Origin of the sequence: Streptomyces sp. NPDC052299, assembly GCF_040679335.1 — a bacterium.
GTDB lineage: Bacteria > Actinomycetota > Actinomycetes > Streptomycetales > Streptomycetaceae > Streptomyces.
Window position 1 is genome coordinate 47722 of sequence record NZ_JBFAUP010000028.1, and the last position, 17690, is coordinate 65411.

The window sequence follows — 17690 nt, forward strand, 5'->3', positions numbered from 1 at the left end:
GTTCCTCCAGCGGACGTCGAGCGAAACTCGAACGGGCGTGCCGGGGTGGGACGGGTCAGCTGATGCGCATCCGGGCCATCATGCCCATCGCGGAGTGGTCGAGCAGGTGGCAGTGGTAGACGTAGGAGCCCCGGTAGGAGTCGAAGGTGGCCTGGAGTCTGACGGTCTCGCCGGGCAGCAGGCACACGGTGTCCTTCAGCCCCGACTCGGCCCCGGTGGGCGACTTGCCGTTGCGTTCCAGGACGCGGAACTGCACCAGGTGCATGTGGAAGTTGTGCGGCACGTCGGTGTTGGTGTTGGTGACGGTCCAGACCTCGCTGGCGCCGTACGGGATCTCGGTGTCGATGCGCGCCGGGTCGTAGACGCGGCCGTTGATGGTGCCCTGCGGTTCGCCGCCGACGACGGCGACGTTCAGGTCGAAGGAGCGCCGCCCGGTCACCGGGGGCAGCGGCGGCAGTGTACGCAGTACGGACGGCACCTGGCTCGGGTCGGAGGCGTTGCGCACCACGTCGAAGCGCATGACCCGGCCCGTCCGGTCCGGATCGCCGGGGCCGAGGGTGTTCTCCAGGACGAGCCGGGTGCCGACCGGGTAGCGGGAGAAGTCGATGACGACGTCCGCGCGCTCGGCCGGTGACAGGAGCAGCGAGTCGGTGGTGAAGGGGCGCGGGAGCAGGCCGCCGTCGGAGCCGATCTGCGTGAAGGACGAGCCGTCGGCCAGGCGCAGCGCGAAGAACCGCAGGTTGGACGAGTTCAGCAGCCGGAAGCGGTACTTGCGGGCGGCGACCTGGAGATACGGGTACGGCTTGCCGTTCGCGAGGATCGTGGAGCGGCCCGCCGCGTCGTCCAGGATGTACAGCAACTGCCCGTCGTCGTCGAAGTGGGCGTCGCGCAGCGCCACGGTGATGTCGTAGCGCCCGGCCGGCAGCGGCAGCGCCTCCTCCACGTCGTCGGTGAGCAGATAGCTGCCCGACAGGCCCCGGTAGCAGTTCTCGGACTCCGAGTGGTGGGCGTGGTCGTGGTACCAGAGCGAGGCGTGCGGCTGCTGGTTGGGATACGTGTAGGTGCGGCTGGTCCCGGAGGCGAAGGTGCTCATCGGGTCGCCGTCGCTGTCGACGGGAACCGAGGCGCCGTGCAGGTGCACCGAGGTGTCCACGCCCAGCTGGTTGTGCTGGCGCATCACCACGGGGCGCCCGGAGCGGGCCCGGACGATGCCGCCGGGGAAGTGCCCGTCGTAGGTGAGGAGGTCGGTGCTCAGGCCCGGCAGGATCTCGGCCCGGGTGCGGCGCATCGTCATGTCGTAGACGTCGGCGCCGCCGCGCGTCGCGGCGGGGGTCAGCACGGGCAGCAGGGGCAGCGGCACCTGGAACGGCTGGACGGCGGGTCCGACGGGCACGGCCCCGGCGGTCGCGGCGGCGCCCGGGCGCGGGGCGGCGCCCGCCGTCATGAGCGGCGTGAAGGCCGCGCCGGTGAACAGCCCGGCGCCGGTGACGCTCAGGGCGGTCATCAGAGTGCGTCTGGTCACCATCACGGAACTCCTGCTGCTCGATTCGGCGGACGCGCCCGAGTGCAGCAAGGACGGCTCGCAGGTGTCTCGGGGGCTGCTAGGGCGGGCGCCCGGAGGGCCCGTGCGCGACGAATGTCCCGATTTCGCGCTTGAGAACGCGTCCAGACCGGAGCCGGACCCGCCATAGATCCGCTTGCGGTCGGCTTGCGCTCCGCTCCGTATACCTGAGCCGTCCGATGCCCCACGCCCCTGCCCACCTGCCCCCACCGGAAGGCCGACCGTGGATCTTCGTAACTGGCTGCCGCGTGCCGTAGACGTGGCCGAACAATGGGGAGAGCGCTTCGGCCCGTTCCTGGAGCACCCGTCGCACCTGGTCGGGGACGAGGAGTTCGGTGCCGCGTTCGCCGCGTTCTCGAAGCGGCTGGACGACAACTATCCGTTCTTCCATCCGAGCTACGCGGGGCAGATGGTCAAGCCGCCCCATCCCGCGGCGGTCGTCGGTTACGTCACCGCGATGCTGTTCAACCCGAACAACCACGCCGCCGAGGGCGGTCCGGCCACCACCGAGATGGAACGCGAGTGCGTGGACCTGCTCGCCGGGATGTTCGGCTTCCGGGGCACCCACCTGGGCCATCTGACGACGAGCGGGACCATGGCCAACCTGGAGGCGCTGTACGTGGCGCGCCAGACGCACCCCGGACGCGGCATCGCGTACAGCGCCGAGTGCCACTACACGCACGCCCGCATGTGCGGGGTGCTCGGCGTCGAGGGCCACCGGGTGCCCGCCGACGGCCTCGGCCGCATCGACCTGGACGCCCTGGAACGGCTGCTCGCGGCCGGCCGGGTCGGCACGGTGGTGGTGACCACGGGGACGACGGGACTGGGGGCGGTCGACCCGGTCCACGAGGTGGTGCCGCTGGCCAGGCGTTACGGCGTACGGGTGCACGTGGACGCCGCGTACGGCGGGTTCTACGCGCTCCTCGGGCGCTCGGACCGGCCCGAGGGCATCGACGTACGCCCGTGGCGGGCCGTCGCGGACTGCGACTCCGTCGTCGTGGACCCGCACAAGCACGGGCTCCAGCCCTACGGGTGCGGGGCGGTGCTGTTCAACGACGACGCCGCCCGGAGCCATCTCGCGCACGACTCGCCGTACACCTACTTCACCGAGGCCGCACTGCACCTGGGCGAGATCAGCCTGGAGTGCTCGCGTGCCGGGGCGGCGGCCGCCGCGCTCTGGCTCACGCTGCAACTGCTGCCGCTGACCCGGGACGGCTTCGGCGAGATCCTGGCCGGCAGCCGTCGGGCAGCCGTCGGATGGGCGGAGCGCATCGAGGCGTCCGAGGAGCTGGAGACGTACCAGGCACCCCAGCTGGACATCGTCAGCTACTTCCCCGCGACACGGCCGCTGACGCTGTCCGCCGTCGACGCCGCGTCCGGCCGGCTGCTCACGGACGGCATGCACGCGGAACGGGACCCCGTGTTCCTCAGCGTGCTGCGAACCGACGCGGCGGACTTCGCGCGGCGCAGACCCGATGTGGCGGCCGACGCCGCCACGGCCCGGGTGATGCGCAGCGTCCTGATCAAACCGGAAGCCGAACTCCACCTGGACCAGCTGCACGCCCGGGTGGAAGAGCTCGCTGCCACCGGACGCGTCCGACCACCGCGCCCGGCCCACCCCTCATCGAACGGGAGGAGAACTTCGTGACCGACCTGTCCACGTTCCCGCCGCCCTCGCCGACGGCACCCCGGCCGGCCCTGCGGCGCGCCCGACGTGACGAAGCCGGCCCCCTCGCGGCGCTGCTGGCGGACGCGTTCCACGACGACCCGCTCACCCGCTGGATCACCCCGGACCCGGAGCGCAGGGCGCGGGTGCTGCCCTCCCTGTTCGAGGTGTTCCTCGACATGTCCTTCGCGTACGACGCGGTGACGTGCACCCCGGACCTGGATGCCGTGCTGCTGTGGACGCCGCCGGGCGCCCAGGCCGAACTGGAGGCGCGAAGCGAGGAGTTCGCCGAACGCTTCGAGGACGTCCTCGGTGTCCGCGAGGCGGCGTCACTGGCGCTGATCGCCGAGCTCCAGGCGTCCCGGCACCCCGTCCGGCCGCACTACTACGCGTCGTTCGGCGCGGTGCGCGGCGGCGCGCGCGGCCGGGGGCTGCTCGGCGTCCTCGTCGCCGAGGTGCTGCGGGAGGCCGACGCGGCGGGCTGCGGGGCCTATGCGGAGGCGAGCTCGCCCGGCGGCGAGGCGTCGGCGCGGGGCCAGGGCTTCGTACGGCTGGGCGAGGACATCGTGCTGCCGGACGGCGGGCCACGCCTCCGGCCGCTGTGGCGGGAGCCGCGATGAGGGGCGACGGCCGTCTGCAGATCTACACGCCGGGTCAGGTGGACCGGGGCCTCGTGCCGGCCCGGCAGCTCGGGCCGCTGCGCGAGGTGCTGGAGTGGAGCCGGACCTTCCTGGTGTCCAGCCATCCCGAGCTGGGCCGCAGCGGCCCGGTGTGCCCGTACACCCAGCCCTCGCTGCGGGCCGGCCGGTTTCTGCTCGCCGTGCCCGCGCGGAGCACCCCGGCCGAGCTGCCCGGCGCCGTCGAGGCGCTGCGCACCTGGTACGAACGGCTGGCGTCGGAGCTCGCGGAGGACGAGCGGGAACTCCTCACCGTACTGATGGTGCTTCCGGACCTGGACCACGCGGACCCGGCCGACCTGGACCTGTTGCAGGCGGACGCGAAGGACGACTTCGTGGCCCAGGGGCTGATGATCGGCCAGTTCCATCCGCTGTGCGCCGAGCCGGGGCTGTGGAACGAGGACTTCGCGCCGCTGCGCTCGCCGGTGCCGCTGCTCGCGGTGCGCCGGCTGCTGGTCTTCGACCTGCCGTTCCTGGTCGGCGCGGACCGGCACATCGACCACTATCTGCGCCGGTTCGCCCCCGACATCCCGGCGCGGGTGCGCGACCAGCTGGTCAACCGCGTCGTGTCCTGAGGGCGGACACGGCGAAGGGGGCTCCGTGGTGGCGGAGCCCCCTTCGCGCGGTGTGGACACTCACGACGGATGGAGGGCCGGCTGTCCGGTCCGCCGGCTGCTCTCCAGCGTACGCAGCCACTCGCCGGGGTCACCGCTGCGCAGCAGGGCGGTGCCGACGAGGAGGCCCTTGTAGCCGGCGTCGAGCAGCCGGGCCGCCGTCAGCGGGCTGTCGATGGCGCTGGCGCTCACCGGGCAGGGGGTGCCGCTCGCGCGCAGGGCGGGCAGCAGCTCGAAGCTGCGGGCCAGGTCGCCCCGGTCGCGCTCCTGGGTCTTGATGTCCTTGTTGTTGACGGCGATGACGCACTCGTCGGCGTGCGGCACGGACTCGATCTCGGCCTCGGTGGTGGTCTCCACGAACGGGGTCAGTCCCGCGCTGAGCGCCGCGACGGTGAGGCCGCGCAGCGCGGACGCGGACAGCAGTCCCGCGGTGAGCAGGACGGCCGAGGCGCCGAGCTCCCGGGCGGTCTCCAGCTGGTCCTTGCGGGTGATGAAGTCTTTCTGGAGCAAGGGGAGTTCCGTCAGCCGGGCGACATCACGGAGCAGTTCGCGGGTGCCGCCGAACCAGCGTCCCGTGACGACCGAGATGCAGGGCGCCCCGGCCTTCTCGTAGGCGGTGACGATCTCTGCGGGGGTGTGGCCGGAGATGAGGTCGAAGCCGAACGCGTCGCGCCGCTTGACCTCCATCACCAGGGGCTGCGGCGCCGACAGCAGGGACTCGATGAAGGGAAGGCTCATGGCTGCTCCGTAGGCCGTGTGGTCGGGGTGTCCGTGGCGGAAGGAGTGCGGGGGCCCGGGTGGCCCGGCCCGGTGTCCCAGGCGTGGGCCAGTCCGGCCACCTCGGGTGCGCCGAAGCGGCCGTCGCCGCCGCGGGCCGCGGTGTCGACGTCGATGCCGCACAGCCGGGGGTGGCGCAGGACCCGTTCGTACGCGGACCGGTTGGTCCGGGTGAGTCCGCCGGCGAGCCAGAACGGCAGGGTGAACCGTTCGGCCAGCCGGAGGACGGTCTCCTCGTCCAGGCGCTGTCCGGTGCTGCCGACGCGGCCGTCGGCGGTGGTGGCGTCGATGAGGAAGAGGTCGGTGCCGGCCCGCTCGTACGCCCCGATCAGGGGGCGTTCCGGGCAGGTGCCGCCCGAGACGTGCAGCACCTTGACGATGACGGCGTCGGGCAGCGCCGTGCGCAGGGCGCGGACGGTGGCGGGCGGCTGGTAGGCGTGGAGCTGGACGATGCGGATGCCGGTGCGGCGCAGCACACCCGCGACCGCGTCCGGGTCGCCGAGAAAGGTGACCAGGACGGGATGCAGGGTGCCGGTGGCACGGACGGCCGCCGCGAGGGCGGCCACCTCGTGCTCGGACAGGTCCGCGGGACCGCCGGGGACGCCGTGCCACAGGCCGACGAGCCCGGCTCCGGCCCCGGCCAGCACCTCGATGTCACGGGTGCTGGTGGCGCCGCAGACCTTGAGGGTGCGCGGTGGGGACAGGGTGGTCATCGGCCCAGGCCCAGCTTGGACGCGATGCGGTTGTACTGGATCTCGTTGCTGCCCGAGTAGATCGTGCCGCCCACGGCGTTGCGGACGTCGATCTCGAGCCCGTACTCGCTCATGTAGCCGTGGCCGCCGAAGACCTGGACGGCGGTGAGCGAGCCGGCGAGGTTGGCCTCGCTGGTGATCAGCTTGGCGATGGCCAGGTCCTCGGTGACGTCCTCGCCCGCCTCCAGGCGTTCGGCGGTGTCGTACAGCCACTTCCTGGCCGATTCCAGGCCGATCTTGGCGTCCACGATCTTGTTGGCGACGGACTGGTAGGAGCCGATCGTCTTCCCGAACGACCGGCGGGTGCGGGCGTACTCGACGCAGCGGTCGAACCGGTGCTGCATCTCCCCCACGTTCACGATGAACGAGAGCAGGATCTCCCGCTTCATGACGTGGTCGAGGACGATGAAGCCGCCGCCCACCCGGCCGAGGACCCGGTCGCGCGGGATGCGGCAGTCGTCGAAGTACAGCTCGCTCAGCGGGGAGGTGCGCAGGCCCATCTTCTTGACGGGCTTGCCGACGGTCAGGCCCGGGGTCGCCCGGTCCACGAGGAACGCGGTCACGCCTAGGGCCCCGCCGTCGGGGTGGGTGCGCGCGTACACGACGAACACGTCGGCGACGGGGCCGTTGCTGACGAAGCACTTGCTTCCGTTCAGCACGAAGTCGTCGCCGTCGCGTTCGGCGCGCGTGGTCATCGCCATCGCGTCGCTGCCGGACTCCGACTCGGTGATGGCGTGGGCGCCGATCGCCTCGCCGGAGCTGATCCGGGGCAGGTACTTCTCCTTCTGCGCGGGCGTGCCGAACCGCATGAGGGGGACGCCCGTGCTGGCGAGCGTGGTGGTGACGCAGAAGTTCAGGCCCGCGTCACGGCAGTGCTCGCCGAGCCCTTCCAGGACGTACATGGTGGTGAGCAGGGACTGGCCGAGGCCGCCGTGCTCCTCGGCGAAGGGCAGGGCGAGGATGCCGGACCGGCGCACCAGTTTCCACTTCTCCCAGGAGAACTCCGCTCGTTCGTCCTGGGCGATGTGGTCGGCGCTGAGTGCCTCGCCCCACCGGGCCAGGCCGGCCCGGAGGTCGGCCTGGTCGGTGTTCCAGCGGATCACTGGGACCCCTTTCAGAGGTGCGGGTGCCGGGTGCGATCAGTAGGCGGAGGAGGTGTGCGCGTCGAGGCTGTGCACCTCGTCGCCCTGGAGCGCCGGGGTGAAGACGCAGACGAGCCGCAGGTCCTCGTGCGGGGAGGCCACGAGGTAGTGCGCGTCGTGCTCGTTCAGGGAGTACAGCCGGCCCGGCGTGATGGGGTGCACGGTGCCGTCGAGCTCGACCACCTCGCCGGAGCCCTCGATGCAGTAGCAGGACTCCAGGTGGTTGCGGTACTCCAGGCGGGACTTGGTGCCGGCGCGCACCGTGGTGTCGGTGACCGAGTAGCCGACGCCGTCGGACTCGGTGAGGAAGCGACGGCTGAGCCCGTTGCCCCAGTCGACGCTCTTGACGGTCTCCAGGTCACGGATGATCATGGTCAACTCCTTGTTCGGATAGGGGTATTTGCCTTACTGGTCTCGTCCGGTCCGGGCTGGAGCGACCGGACGAAGTCGCGCAGTGCCGTGGTGGCGGAGCCCTCCTCTTCGAGGGCCCGCTCCACGCGGGCCACGCCCGCGGAGCCGACGATGGCTGCGTCGGCCCCGCTCGCGGCGACCGCCGCGACGTGGCTGCGCGTACTGACCCCGAAGCCGACGGCGATCGGGGAGTTCGTGTGGGCCCGCAGCCCGGCGACGACCGGGGCGAGCGCGGCGTGCCCGGCGGGCGGCGCGGTGCCGCTGCGGCCGTAGTGCGCCACCAGATAGACGTACGCGGAGGACTCGCGGGCCGCCCGGGCCCGGGTCTCCTCGGGGCTGGTCGGGTAGCAGGTGGTGACGACGGCGGCGCCCGCCGCGTCGGTCGCCTCGCGGTAGGCGTCCCGCAGCCGGGGCGGCAGGCCGTGCACCAGGAGGCCGTCGGCGCCGGACGCGGTGATGTCCTTGACGGCCGCGCCCAGGTCCCGGTGCTTGAGGGAGTGGCTCCAGTCGGCGAGCAGCGCGATCCGCAGCCGCCGCAGCCCCGGCCGGACGCGGGCGACGAAGCCGAGGACGTCGTCCAGGCCGGTGCCCCGGTCCAACGCGCGGCGGGCGGAGCGGCGTACGACCGGCCCGTCGGTGAAGGAGTCCGGGAAGGGCACCGCCAGTTCGAGGCAGTCGACGCCCTCCTCGTCGAGCATGTGGACGACCTCGGCGAGCTCGTCCAGCGGCGGGTCCCCCGCGTTGAGGAACAGCGTGAGCCCGGGCCGGCCGGGTCCGCGCCCGGTGAAGAAGTCAGCCATGCCGGACCGCCCCCGCCGTCGCCGCGGTCCGCCGGGAGCGCAGCCGCTCGACCAGGGCCACGGCGGCCCCGCTGGTGACGGCGTCGTCCGTGGCGTCGAGCGCGTCGCGCCAGGTGGTGTGGTGGCCGGCCGCGAGGGCGAGCGCGGCGGCGTTGAGCCGGACGGTGTGGGTGGCCGCCGGGTGGGCACGTCCGGCGAGCACGGCCAGGAAGTGGTCGACGGCCGCGTCCTTGGGCGCGGGGGCCAGTGCCTCGAAGCCGCCGTCGGCCGGGATCAGCGCGCCCGGCTCCAGGACCTGGTCCTCGCCCCGCGCGATGTGGACGGTGTTGCGGGCGAAGCCGAGGAGTTCGTCGGCGCCCCGGTCGTTGCTGGTGAGCCACACCGTGCGGCCGGTGAGGGTGGCGGCGAGGCGGCGCAGGTCGTCCAGGGGCATGGTGTGCGACACGCCGGTGACCTGGGCGGTGACCGGCAGATCGGCGAGGAGGGGGCCGAGCGCGTTGAGGAACCGCCCGAACGGCTTCATGCTCACGGGCGCGATCAGGCGGGCGAGCCGGGCGAGCTCGACCGGGTAGACGAACGGCCCGGTGAAGGCGATCCCGTCCCGCTCCAGGTGCTCCTCGGTCTGCTCGTACGAGGAGGTCAGGCGCATCCCGAGGCGTTCGAGGAGGTCGACGGAGCCGAGGCTGGAGGTGTAGGCCCGGGAGCCGGACTTGACGACACGCACCCCGGCGGCGGCCGCGACGAAGGCCGCCGCGGTGGAGACGTTGAAGGTGGCGGGCCCGCCTCCGGTGCCCACGACGTTGACGGTCGCGGGCCAGGCGGGCCCGGGGCGCGCGGGGCGCCGTTCCAGGAGTGTGCCGTGCAGGGCGGCAAGCGTCGGGGGGTCGGGGAGCCGGGTGGTCAGCGAGGCCAGCAGGGCGACGGCCTGCTCCCTGGGGAGCGTGCCGTCGCCGAGCCGGTCCCACAGAGACCGCCAGGTCTCGTGCTCGGCCACCGTGCGCCGCGCCAGCAGGCCGGTGAGCGCGTCGTGCATGGTTACCCGCTCACCCCCTGGCGCGCATTCGCGACGAAGGCGTCGATGGCGGTGACGCTGCGGAAGTTGTTGGGGTCCAGGTCCGTGTCGTCGACGGCGAGACCGAAGCGGTCCTCCACCCAGGCGATCAGCTTGAGCAGGCCGAGCGAGTCGATGGCTCCGCTCGACAGCAGGTCCTGGTCGTCGGCGAGTTGGTCCTGGGTGAGGTCCGGCAGGAACTCCTCGATCAGGAACTGCTTGATGGTGGCCGTATTGCTCATGACGTCCTTCCTTCTACGAGGTCAGCTGGCGGGAGTGGTCCGGTGCCGGGGAGGGGCCGCGCAGCCGGTCGAGCGCGGTGCGGTCGACCTTGCCGGTGGCGGTCTTGGGCAGCGGTTCATCGGTGATCCGCAGAACGCCGGGGACGGCGGCCCTGGGCAGGGCGCGGGCGCAGTGTTCCTTGAGGAGCAGGCTGTTGAGGCCGCTGCCGGGTGCGCGCCGCACCCCGGCGACGAGCCGTTTGCCGGTGAGCGGGTCGGGCTGGGCGGCGACGCCGGCTTCCAGGACGGCGGGGTGGCTCAGCAGCACCTGCTCGATCTCGGCGGTGTTGACGGCCACGCCGCGCACCTTGACCTGGAAGTCGCTGCGTCCGGTGAGATACAGCAGCCCGTCGGCGTCGCGCCGTACGAGGTCGCCGGTGCGGAACCAGGTGCCGTCGTCGTGGCCGAGCGGATGCCCGGTGAACCGGCCCTGGCTGCGGGCCGGGTCGAGGTAGCCGGCGGTCTGGAAGGGCGTCCTGACGTGCAGCTCACCGGCGCCGGGGCCGGTCACCTCGCGGCCGTCGGCGTCCAGGACGAGCACCGAGACCCCGGGAAGCGGGGTGCCGATGGGCAGCGGGCCGAGGACGGTGGCCGCGGTGTCCACGTCGTGGGTGAAGCTGTCGTTGGTCTCGGTGCAGCCGTAGATGTTGGTGAGGCGGGCTGCGGGCAGCACCTCGCGCAGCTCGGCCAGGGTGCGTTCGGGCAGGACGTCGCCGGTGAAGGCGGCCCGCCGGACCGACGGCAGCAGCACACCGGCCCGGCAGGCCGCGTCCAGGACGAGCCGGTAGAACATCGGCACGGCCTGGACGACCTCCACGTCGTGACGGAGCAGCAGATCGAGCAGGTGGCGTCCGTCGACGGCCTTGTCCGGGTCCACGAGGACGACCCGCCCGCCGTACGCGAGGGTCGTCCACACGTCGAGGAAGCAGAGGTCGAAGTTGAGCGGCGCGTAGTTGAGGACGGTGGTCCCCGGCGCGATGGCGAAGGCGGGCCCGGCCCAGGTGACGAACCGGTCGACGGCCTGCTCGTCCAGCGGGACGGTCTTGGGCAGCCCGGTGGAGCCGGACGTGGTGAGCATGAAGGCGGTGCGGGGAGGCACCGGGTACGCCGCCGAGCGGGCCGGGCCGCGCACGCCGCGCGGTTCGCCGCCGGGGGTCAGCACGTGCCGGCAGCCGGCCTGGGCGAAGAGCTGGGTCAGCAGCTGCTCGCCGAGGTGCGGGGAGGGCAGCAGGAACGGGCGGTGGGCGAGCAGGCAGCCGAGGACGAGCGCGATGGCGTCGGGCGACTTCTCGGTGAGGATGCCGACGGGTTCACCGGCCGGCAGCCCGAGCAGGGCGAGCCGTTCGCGTTCGCGGCCGGCGCTCTCGTACAGCTCGCGGTAGCTGGTCTCCTCGCCGCGCCAGACCAGGGCGGGCGCGTCGGGGCGTTCGCGGACCTGGGTGAGGAAGCCGGGGAGCAGTCCGTCGGTGGCGCCCTGGCCGGTCATGGCCGCCGTCCCGCCAGCCGGGCCCAGCCGCTCTTCACGGCGATGCCCGACGGGGTGCGGCAGGTGAAGCGGACGAGGGTGCGGTCGGCGTCCGGGGCCAGTTCGACGCGCAGCGGCACGTCCGGGACCACGGGTGCGGAGAACCGCCCGCTGACGGCGACGACGCGGGTGACGTCGCCGTCCGCGTACCGGTCGGCGATCTCCTCGACGGCCAGGGCGAGCACGCTCATCCCGTGCGCGATGACGCTGGGGAAACCGGCGTCCTTGGCCGCCCGGTCGTCCAGGTGGATCGGGTTGAGGTCGCCGGACGCGTGGGCGTAGCCGCGGATCCAGGCGGGGGTGAGCACGTGCTCGGCGGCGGCCGGCTCGCCGGCTCCGCCGGACGGCGCGGGCGCGGCCGGTGCCGGGATCTGGCCGAAGGGCTCGATGGCGGCGGCGCCCACCAGCAGGGCGCTGGTGAGGAGTTCGGCGCGCGGGGTGCCGTCCTCGCCGGTGAGGCGGGCCCGGACGGCGACGCGGGTGCCCTTCGGTTCGCGGCGGGCGCCGGCCACGTCGAGGCCGACGGTGATCCGCTCGCCGGGCTGCAGGGGCTGCTCGATCTGGATGTCCTGGCCGAGGTGGACGACGGAGACGGGCTCGGGCTCGGCCGCCGCCAGGTCGCGTACGGTCGCGTCGGCGAGGGTGTGCGCGAGGACGAAGGCGTGCACCGGCGAGGTGCCGGGCTCCCCGGCCGAGGGCAGGCCCGCGCGGACGGCGGCCCTGAAGGCGGCCACCTCGTCGGCGGTGAGGGTGCGGATCGCGGTGCGGGGCTGGGCGGTGGTCTCGGCGGTGGTCTGGGCGGTGGTCGTCATACCGGCGCCACCACCATGCTCGCGTTGTGGCCGCCGAAGCCGAAGGAGTTCGACAGCGCGGGCCCCAGGGCGACGGGCCGTGGACTGGTGTGCACCACGTCGATCTCCATTCCTGGCTCCAGGTGTTCGTGGTTGGCGGTGGGCGGCACCTCTTGGGCGCGCATCGCCTGGACGGCGGCGATGATCTCGACGGCGCCGGCCGCTCCGATGAGGTGGCCGATGACGCCCTTGGAGGCGGTGACGGGCGGGCCGTCGGAGCCGAAAACCTTGGTGAGGGCCGTGGCCTCGGCGCGGTCGTTGTGCGGGGTCGAGGTGCCGTGCGCGTTGATGTGGGTGATCTCGTCGGGGGCGAGCCCGGCGGCGGTGAGCGCGCCGGTCATCGCGGAGACCGCCCCGGCCCCGTCGGCCAGCGGCATCGACAGGTGGTACGCGTCCGAGGTGGCCGCGTACCCGGCGATCCGGGCGTAGGTGCGGGCGCCCCGGGCGAGCGCGTCGTCCAGGCGTTCCAGGACGACGAAGCCTGCCCCCTCCCCCATGACGAACCCGTCGCGGTCCCGGTCGAAGGGGCGGGAGGCGTGCGCCGGGTCGTCGTTGCGCCCGGAGACCGCGTTCAGGTTGCCGAAGGCGGCGAGGGTGACCGGGGTGAGGGTGGATTCGCAGCCGCCCGCGATCGCCACGTCGGCCTGGTTCGACCGGAGGAGCGCGGCGGCGTGCCCGATGGCGTCGACGCCGCTGGCGCAGGTGGTGGCGATGGTGGTCGCGGGGCCGGTCCAGCCGAGGCGCATGGCGATCTGGGCGGCCGCCGCGTTCGGCATGGTCAGCAGCGGCATCAGCGGGTTGACCCGGTGCGGGCCCGCCTCGCTGTAGTGCGCGGACTCGCGGTCGCTGGTGGCGCGGCCGCCCACCGCGTTGCCGACGACGATCGCGGTGCGCCCGGGTTCGGGCACCGGGGCACCGGCGTCGCGGTGGGCGGCGAGCGCGGCCGTGGTGCCGTACAGCGCGAAGGGGTCCATGCGCCGGGCGTCCTTGGCGGACACGAGGGCGTCGGGGCCCTGGCTGTCGAGTCCGCTGACCCGGCAGCCGATCCGGACCCGGTGGCGGGAGAGGTCCAGGTGGTCGAGCGGGGCCGCGGTGGAACGGCCGGCACGGAGTGCGGCCCACAGGGCGTCGGGGGTGCACCCCGCCGGGGTGACCACACCGATCCCGGTGATCACCACCGGGGTGCGGTGGGAGGCTGCGGCTGTCATCTTCGGTCTCGTCTCCGTCCGGTGTCCCGAGGGCTGGACCGGCCGGTCAGGCCGGGATGATGCCGCACTCGCGGGCGGACTTGATGAACGCGTCGGCGGCGAAGTCGATGTCCTCGGGCGTGTGCCGCGCGGTCACCGCGATCCGCAGCCTGGCCAGGTCGTTGGGGACGGCCGGGGTGACCACGGGGATGCCGATGACGCCGTTGCGGCGGCAGGCGGTGGCCAGGTCGTACGCCTTCTCGTCGGAGCCGGCGATCAGCGGCAACACCGCGGTCTCGCTGTCCTGCGTACGCAGCCCCTGGGCGTTGACCAGGGCGCGCAGCCGGGCGGACTCGCGCTGGATGTGGGTGACCCGCTCCGGTTCGCGTCGCAGGATGCGCAGGCTCTCCAGGGCGGCACCGGCCTGGGCCGGGGCGAGGGCGGCGGAGAAGAGGAACGGCCGGGCGGCGTAGCGCAGGTGGCCGATGAGTTCGGCGGGGCCGGTGACCCAGCCGCCCATGGACGGGATGCCCTTGGACAGGGTGCCGAGCTTGACGTCGGCCTTCACCCGGTGGTCGAAGTGCTCCTCGATGCCGCGCCCGGTGGCGCCGATGACGCCGAGCGCGTGGGCCTCGTCCACCATGAGCAGCGCGTTGTGCTCGTCGCACACCTTGCGCAGCTCGGGCAGCGGGGCGATGTCGCCGTCCATGGAGTAGACGCTGTCGACGATGACGAGCCGCACCCCGTCGGGCGAGGCGGCGGCCAGGCGCCGGTCGAGGTGGTCGACGTCGTTGTGGCGGAAGCGGGTGACGGTGGCGCCGGAGAGCCGGCAGCCGTCCACGATGGAGGCGTGGTCGTACTTGTCGATGAAGACGGTGTCGCCGGCACCGACGAGGCCGCCGACGGTGCCCACGTTCGCCGCGTAGCCCGAGCTGAAGACCATGGACGCCTCGCGGTCCGCGAAGCTGGCGACCTCCGCCTCCAGCTCCTCGTGCAGCGGGATCGTGCCGGCCAGGGCGCGGACCCCGTGGTTGCCGGTGCCGTACAGGTCGACGGCGGCCTTGGCGGCGGCGACGACGCGTTCGTCGCCGCCCAGACCCAGATAGCTGTAGCCGGACATCATCAGCAGCCGTTGTCCGTCGAGATCGGCGTAGGCGCTGTCCCGCTCGACCGTGTAGGAGACGAAACTGTTGCGGCGCTCCGGCTCGGACTCCAGTGCCGCCACGCGCCTGTTCGTGGCGGCCAGCTTCGGCGCCAGCCGTTCCCAACCTCCGGTTGCGTTCACGTGGGTCTCCTCAGACTGATTCAGTCGGCCGGCGAACGGCCTATTCATGACAGGATTTCTACGCCGCGCTCCGCAACGCCGCCGCAACAAGGAAGCCGGAGCCCTTCTCGAATTACGCTCGAAGCCGCTCGGGGTTCACTAGAAAACCCCTGGTGAATGCATGGAGAAGGGAAGAAACATGGACCCGCGATTCAGCGGAACTTGGGCTTCCACTCATTCCCTCCGGTATGTTCCCGGGCTCAATTGACACGGCCTGAACGCCCCTGCGAAGGTCACGTCGACATCACGGGGAATGGCGAGAACTGAACGGCGCAAAGAGAAAGCAACGGCGCCGTGTTCCCCGCTCGGTTCCTGATCTGCCGCAGGGGGAGTGTCGACGTGTTGATCCGGCTCGTAGGACTTGTCAGCATCGAGCACGAGGCGGAACCGCCCCGGCACCTGTCGAGCGCACAGGCCCAAATCGCCTTCGCCCGGCTGGTCCTGGAGCGCTCCGCGGGCACCAGCCGCGACCAGCTCGCGGACACGCTGTGGCCACAGGGCCTGCCCGACACCTGGGCGTCCGCGCTGCGCAGTGTCGTCAGCCGGGTGCGGTCCTTCGTCACCAGCGCGCACCAGAGGCCCGGCGAGACCCCGCTGGTCGCCCAGAGCGGGCGCTACCTGCTGCATCTGCCGAGCGACGCGCTGACCGATGTGGAGACGGCCGAGGCGTCGGTCTCCGAGGCCCGGCAGGCGTGCCGGGAGGGAGCGCACGCGGTGGCCCTGCAACTGGCCTCCGGCGCGGTCTCCAATCTGCGCGGCGCGTTCCTGCCCGCCCACGAGGGCGAGTGGGTGAACAGCACGCGCGAACGCATCGAGGCGGTGCGTCTGAGCGCCCTGGAGCTGTCCAGCGCCTCCGCCGCCGCCCTCGGCAACAGCCACCACGCCCTGCGGTACGCCGACGAGGCGGTGCGCAGGGCGCCGTTCCGGGAGAGCGCGCACCGCTGCCGGATGACGGCGCACGCCGCCGCCGGCAACCGGGCCGACGCGCTGCGCGTCTACCAGCAGCTGCGCGAGCTCCTGTCGGACGAGCTCGGCATCGAGCCCGCCCCGTCCACCCAGACGCTCTATCTGGGCCTGCTCCGGGAGCCCGACCCGGCCCGTGAGGCGGCCCGCGCGGTGACCCCGTACGGCGGCCCGGCGAGCGTCGACCCGCTCCTGATGAGCGCGTACGAGCCCCTGCTCCCGCCGGCCGCGTAGGCCCGCCCGGGCAGGGAAACGTCCGCGGAATGCTCCTGCGAAATGCGGTTCGCAGGAGCATTCCGCGGACGTTTCGTGCGGAATTTTTTCCGGGGGGCTTTCCTGGGAAAGCCCCCCGGGGGATATCAGGTGATGGTGACGCCGCTGTCGATGCTGATGACCTGGCCGGTCATACAGTCCTGGTCGAGGAAGAGGGCGGAGCTGCGCGCCACCTCTTCGACGGTCACGAAGCGGGGCACCGGCGCCTTCTTCTCCATCGATTCCACCACGTGGTCGGGGAGGGTCTGCGTCATGCCCGTGATCATGAATCCGGGCGAGAGCGCGTTGACCGTGACGCCCCGCCGCCCGCACTCGGCGGCCAGGGTCCGGGTGAAGCCGATCAGGCCGGCCTTGGACGCGGAGTACGCCGTCTGCCCGGCCGTCGCGATCAGACCCGAGGGCGAGACCACGTTGATCACCCGGCCCCACCGCTTGCGCAGCATGTGCGGAACGCACACCCGGGCCGTGTGGAAGGAGCCGATGAGGTTGGTCTGGATCACCGCCGCCCAGTCCTCGGGCTTCTGCATCGCCATGACCTGGTCACGGCGGATCGCGCCGTTGTTGACGAGGACGTCGACCGGGCCCAGCTGCTCGGCGATCTGCGCGTGCATGGCCGTGACGGCCTCGTACGAGCCGACGTCGCCGGTCACCAGGACGGAGTCGTTGGTGAGCTTCTCCTGCACCGCGAGCGCGGCGTCCTTCGCGCTGTTGTAGTGGACGGCCACCTTGCATCCGAGGGCGTCCAGTTCGATCGCCAGCGCCTGGCCGAGCCCGCCGGAGGCGCCCGTCACCAGGGCGACGGGGTGCTCGGGCCGGGTGCCGGCGGGCTTCTGCGTACTCATCGTGTCCCTCCGCGCCATTCGAGGAGCATGGAGCCCCAGGTCATGCCTGCGCCGAAGCCGGCCAACAGGACCAGGTCGCCGTTCTCGATGCGGCCCTCGTCCAGCGCCTCGGCCAGGGCGATCGGGATGGACGCGGACGCCGTGTTCCCGTACTTGTGCAGGTTCGCGACCAGGGCCTCCGGCCGCAGCCCGGTGTGGCTGAGGATCGAGTTGATGATGCGGATGTTGGCCTGGTGCGGGATGACGTGGCGTACGTCGGCCGCCTCGACCTTGGCGGTCTTCAGCGTCTCCCGGACCGTACGGACGGTGTACCGCACGGCGTTCAGATAGATCTCGTTCCCGTTGATCTGCGCGTAGTGCAGACCCTGGCGCACCGTCTCCTCGGTGGTCGGCATACGGCTGCCGCCCGCGAGGACCTTGAGGCTGCCGGTGCAGCTGCCGTCCGCGCCCAGGTTCCAGGCGAGGACGTTGCTGTCGGCCGCGGGGACGAGCACGACGGCTCCCGCGCCGTCCCCGACCAGGATCGACAGATCCCGGTCGGCGGGGTTCGCGGTCAGCGTGTGGGTGTCGGAGCCGATGAGCAGGATCGGCCGCGGGTCGATCGCGATGAGGGCCATCGCGGAGACGAGCCCGTAGACGAAGCCCGCGCACTCGGAGTTGACGTCGTGCGCGCTGCCGGCGATGCCCAGTTCGTGGTGGACGAACGCGGACGTCGCCGGCGAGGGCTGCTCGGGCGTGGCGGTGGCGACGATCAGATGGGCGATGTCGCCGCCGCTCAGGCCCGCCTTGGCGAGGGCGCGCCGGCCGGCCTCGACGGCCAGCGAGGCAGTCGTCTGGCCGGGCCCGACGGCGCGCCGTTCACTGATCCCGCACCGGCTGGTGATCCAGTGCTCGTCCACGCCGAAGCGCTCGGCGAGCTCCGCACTGGTGACCACCTTCTCGGGGACGGATGCGCCCCATCCGGTGATGTCGAAGCCGTTCATGCGCGCCCGC

18 protein-coding genes are annotated in these 17690 nt (G+C 72.6%); 4 read left to right on the forward strand and 14 right to left on the reverse strand.

Translation table 11 applies throughout. The features are described from left to right. Positions 1-55: 55 nt before the first annotated feature. Positions 56-1525, reverse strand: coding sequence for a multicopper oxidase family protein (locus AB0L33_RS32390; protein WP_365687095.1), 1470 nt, complete (start codon positions 1523-1525; stop codon positions 56-58). A gap of 259 nt (positions 1526-1784) precedes the next feature. Here AB0L33_RS32390 and AB0L33_RS32395 point away from each other — a divergent pair, with 259 nt between their 5' ends. The 3 genes from AB0L33_RS32395 to AB0L33_RS32405 are packed head-to-tail and all read left to right on the forward strand — an operon-like array spanning position 1785 to position 4479. Continuing rightward, positions 1785-3209: an aminotransferase class V-fold PLP-dependent enzyme gene (locus tag AB0L33_RS32395; protein ID WP_365687097.1), complete on the forward strand. Its 1425-nt coding sequence runs from the start codon at positions 1785-1787 to the stop codon at positions 3207-3209. Further along, complete coding sequence (locus AB0L33_RS32400; protein ID WP_365687099.1) at positions 3206-3847, forward strand: hypothetical protein; 642 nt, start codon at positions 3206-3208, stop codon at positions 3845-3847. The genes AB0L33_RS32395 and AB0L33_RS32400 overlap by 4 nt, the downstream gene beginning before the upstream one ends. Then, the gene (locus AB0L33_RS32405) at positions 3844-4479 is read left to right on the forward strand and encodes a DUF6875 domain-containing protein (RefSeq protein ID WP_365687101.1); all 636 of its coding nucleotides are present in this window, start codon (positions 3844-3846) and stop codon (positions 4477-4479) included. The genes AB0L33_RS32400 and AB0L33_RS32405 overlap by 4 nt, the downstream gene beginning before the upstream one ends. Positions 4480-4539: 60 nt before the next feature. Here AB0L33_RS32405 and AB0L33_RS32410 read toward each other — a convergent pair whose 3' ends face one another. From AB0L33_RS32410 to AB0L33_RS32460, 11 genes are read right to left on the reverse strand one after another with little or no spacing between them, the layout of a single operon-like run. Then, positions 4540-5256: an indole-3-glycerol-phosphate synthase gene (locus tag AB0L33_RS32410; protein WP_365687102.1), complete on the reverse strand. Its 717-nt coding sequence runs from the start codon at positions 5254-5256 to the stop codon at positions 4540-4542. Continuing rightward, on the reverse strand, positions 5253-6008 hold the full coding sequence (locus AB0L33_RS32415) for an N-(5'-phosphoribosyl)anthranilate isomerase (RefSeq protein WP_365687103.1): 756 nt from the start codon (positions 6006-6008) through the stop codon (positions 5253-5255). The genes AB0L33_RS32410 and AB0L33_RS32415 overlap by 4 nt, the downstream gene beginning before the upstream one ends. Then, positions 6005-7150, reverse strand: a complete 1146-nt coding sequence (locus AB0L33_RS32420) for an acyl-CoA dehydrogenase family protein (RefSeq protein ID WP_365687104.1) — start codon at positions 7148-7150, stop codon at positions 6005-6007. Before AB0L33_RS32420 ends, AB0L33_RS32415 begins: the two co-directional genes overlap by 4 nt. A gap of 36 nt (positions 7151-7186) precedes the next feature. Next, positions 7187-7561, reverse strand: a complete 375-nt coding sequence (locus tag AB0L33_RS32425) for an ectoine synthase (RefSeq protein WP_361031884.1) — start codon at positions 7559-7561, stop codon at positions 7187-7189. A 2-nt stretch (positions 7562-7563) separates the two neighbouring features. Next, the gene (trpA, locus tag AB0L33_RS32430) at positions 7564-8400 is read right to left on the reverse strand and encodes a tryptophan synthase subunit alpha (RefSeq protein ID WP_365687105.1); all 837 of its coding nucleotides are present in this window, start codon (positions 8398-8400) and stop codon (positions 7564-7566) included. Then, positions 8393-9433, reverse strand: a complete 1041-nt coding sequence (locus AB0L33_RS32435) for a hypothetical protein (RefSeq protein ID WP_365687107.1) — start codon at positions 9431-9433, stop codon at positions 8393-8395. The genes trpA and AB0L33_RS32435 overlap by 8 nt, the downstream gene beginning before the upstream one ends. Positions 9434-9435: 2 nt before the next feature. Further along, positions 9436-9693, reverse strand: coding sequence for a phosphopantetheine-binding protein (locus tag AB0L33_RS32440; protein ID WP_365687108.1), 258 nt, complete (start codon positions 9691-9693; stop codon positions 9436-9438). Positions 9694-9706: 13 nt separating this feature from the next. After that, the gene (locus AB0L33_RS32445) at positions 9707-11218 is read right to left on the reverse strand and encodes an AMP-binding protein (protein WP_365687110.1); all 1512 of its coding nucleotides are present in this window, start codon (positions 11216-11218) and stop codon (positions 9707-9709) included. Further along, positions 11215-12069 carry a MaoC/PaaZ C-terminal domain-containing protein gene (locus AB0L33_RS32450; protein ID WP_365687112.1) on the reverse strand — a complete coding sequence of 285 codons (855 nt, stop codon included), beginning with the start codon at positions 12067-12069 and terminating at the stop codon, positions 11215-11217. Before AB0L33_RS32450 ends, AB0L33_RS32445 begins: the two co-directional genes overlap by 4 nt. Next, on the reverse strand, positions 12066-13316 hold the full coding sequence (locus AB0L33_RS32455) for a beta-ketoacyl-[acyl-carrier-protein] synthase family protein (RefSeq protein WP_365687114.1): 1251 nt from the start codon (positions 13314-13316) through the stop codon (positions 12066-12068). Before AB0L33_RS32455 ends, AB0L33_RS32450 begins: the two co-directional genes overlap by 4 nt. Positions 13317-13362: 46 nt before the next feature. Continuing rightward, complete coding sequence (locus tag AB0L33_RS32460; RefSeq protein WP_365687115.1) at positions 13363-14580, reverse strand: aminotransferase class I/II-fold pyridoxal phosphate-dependent enzyme; 1218 nt, start codon at positions 14578-14580, stop codon at positions 13363-13365. A 378-nt stretch (positions 14581-14958) separates the two neighbouring features. Between AB0L33_RS32460 and AB0L33_RS32465 the strand changes: the two genes are divergently transcribed. After that, on the forward strand, positions 14959-15816 hold the full coding sequence (locus AB0L33_RS32465) for a bacterial transcriptional activator domain-containing protein (protein ID WP_365687116.1): 858 nt from the start codon (positions 14959-14961) through the stop codon (positions 15814-15816). Positions 15817-15941: 125 nt separating this feature from the next. Here the strand turns inward: AB0L33_RS32465 and AB0L33_RS32470 are convergent, their stop codons facing one another. Beyond that, the gene (locus tag AB0L33_RS32470; RefSeq protein WP_365687118.1) at positions 15942-16697 is read right to left on the reverse strand and encodes an SDR family NAD(P)-dependent oxidoreductase; all 756 of its coding nucleotides are present in this window, start codon (positions 16695-16697) and stop codon (positions 15942-15944) included. After that, positions 16694-17680 (reverse strand): ketoacyl-ACP synthase III, encoded by a 987-nt coding sequence (locus AB0L33_RS32475; RefSeq protein ID WP_365687119.1) that lies wholly within the window; start codon positions 17678-17680, stop codon positions 16694-16696. The genes AB0L33_RS32470 and AB0L33_RS32475 overlap by 4 nt, the downstream gene beginning before the upstream one ends. Positions 17681-17690: the final 10 nt, after the last annotated feature.

Coding starts and splice junctions, on each gene's coding strand:
- AB0L33_RS32410 (WP_365687102.1), bottom strand. CDS start 5,256: ATGAGCCTTCCCTTCATCGAGTCCCTGCTGTCGGCGCCGCAGCCCCTG.
- AB0L33_RS32475 (WP_365687119.1), bottom strand. CDS start 17,680: ATGAACGGCTTCGACATCACCGGATGGGGCGCATCCGTCCCCGAGAAG.
- AB0L33_RS32425 (WP_361031884.1), bottom strand. CDS start 7,561: ATGATCATCCGTGACCTGGAGACCGTCAAGAGCGTCGACTGGGGCAAC.
- trpA (WP_365687105.1), bottom strand. CDS start 8,400: ATGGCTGACTTCTTCACCGGGCGCGGACCCGGCCGGCCCGGGCTCACG.
- AB0L33_RS32470 (WP_365687118.1), bottom strand. CDS start 16,697: ATGAGTACGCAGAAGCCCGCCGGCACCCGGCCCGAGCACCCCGTCGCC.
- AB0L33_RS32455 (WP_365687114.1), bottom strand. CDS start 13,316: ATGACAGCCGCAGCCTCCCACCGCACCCCGGTGGTGATCACCGGGATC.
- AB0L33_RS32390 (WP_365687095.1), bottom strand. CDS start 1,525: ATGGTGACCAGACGCACTCTGATGACCGCCCTGAGCGTCACCGGCGCC.
- AB0L33_RS32405 (WP_365687101.1), top strand. CDS start 3,844: ATGAGGGGCGACGGCCGTCTGCAGATCTACACGCCGGGTCAGGTGGAC.
- AB0L33_RS32450 (WP_365687112.1), bottom strand. CDS start 12,069: ATGACGACCACCGCCCAGACCACCGCCGAGACCACCGCCCAGCCCCGC.
- AB0L33_RS32440 (WP_365687108.1), bottom strand. CDS start 9,693: ATGAGCAATACGGCCACCATCAAGCAGTTCCTGATCGAGGAGTTCCTG.
- AB0L33_RS32435 (WP_365687107.1), bottom strand. CDS start 9,433: ATGCACGACGCGCTCACCGGCCTGCTGGCGCGGCGCACGGTGGCCGAG.
- AB0L33_RS32415 (WP_365687103.1), bottom strand. CDS start 6,008: ATGACCACCCTGTCCCCACCGCGCACCCTCAAGGTCTGCGGCGCCACC.
- AB0L33_RS32445 (WP_365687110.1), bottom strand. CDS start 11,218: ATGACCGGCCAGGGCGCCACCGACGGACTGCTCCCCGGCTTCCTCACC.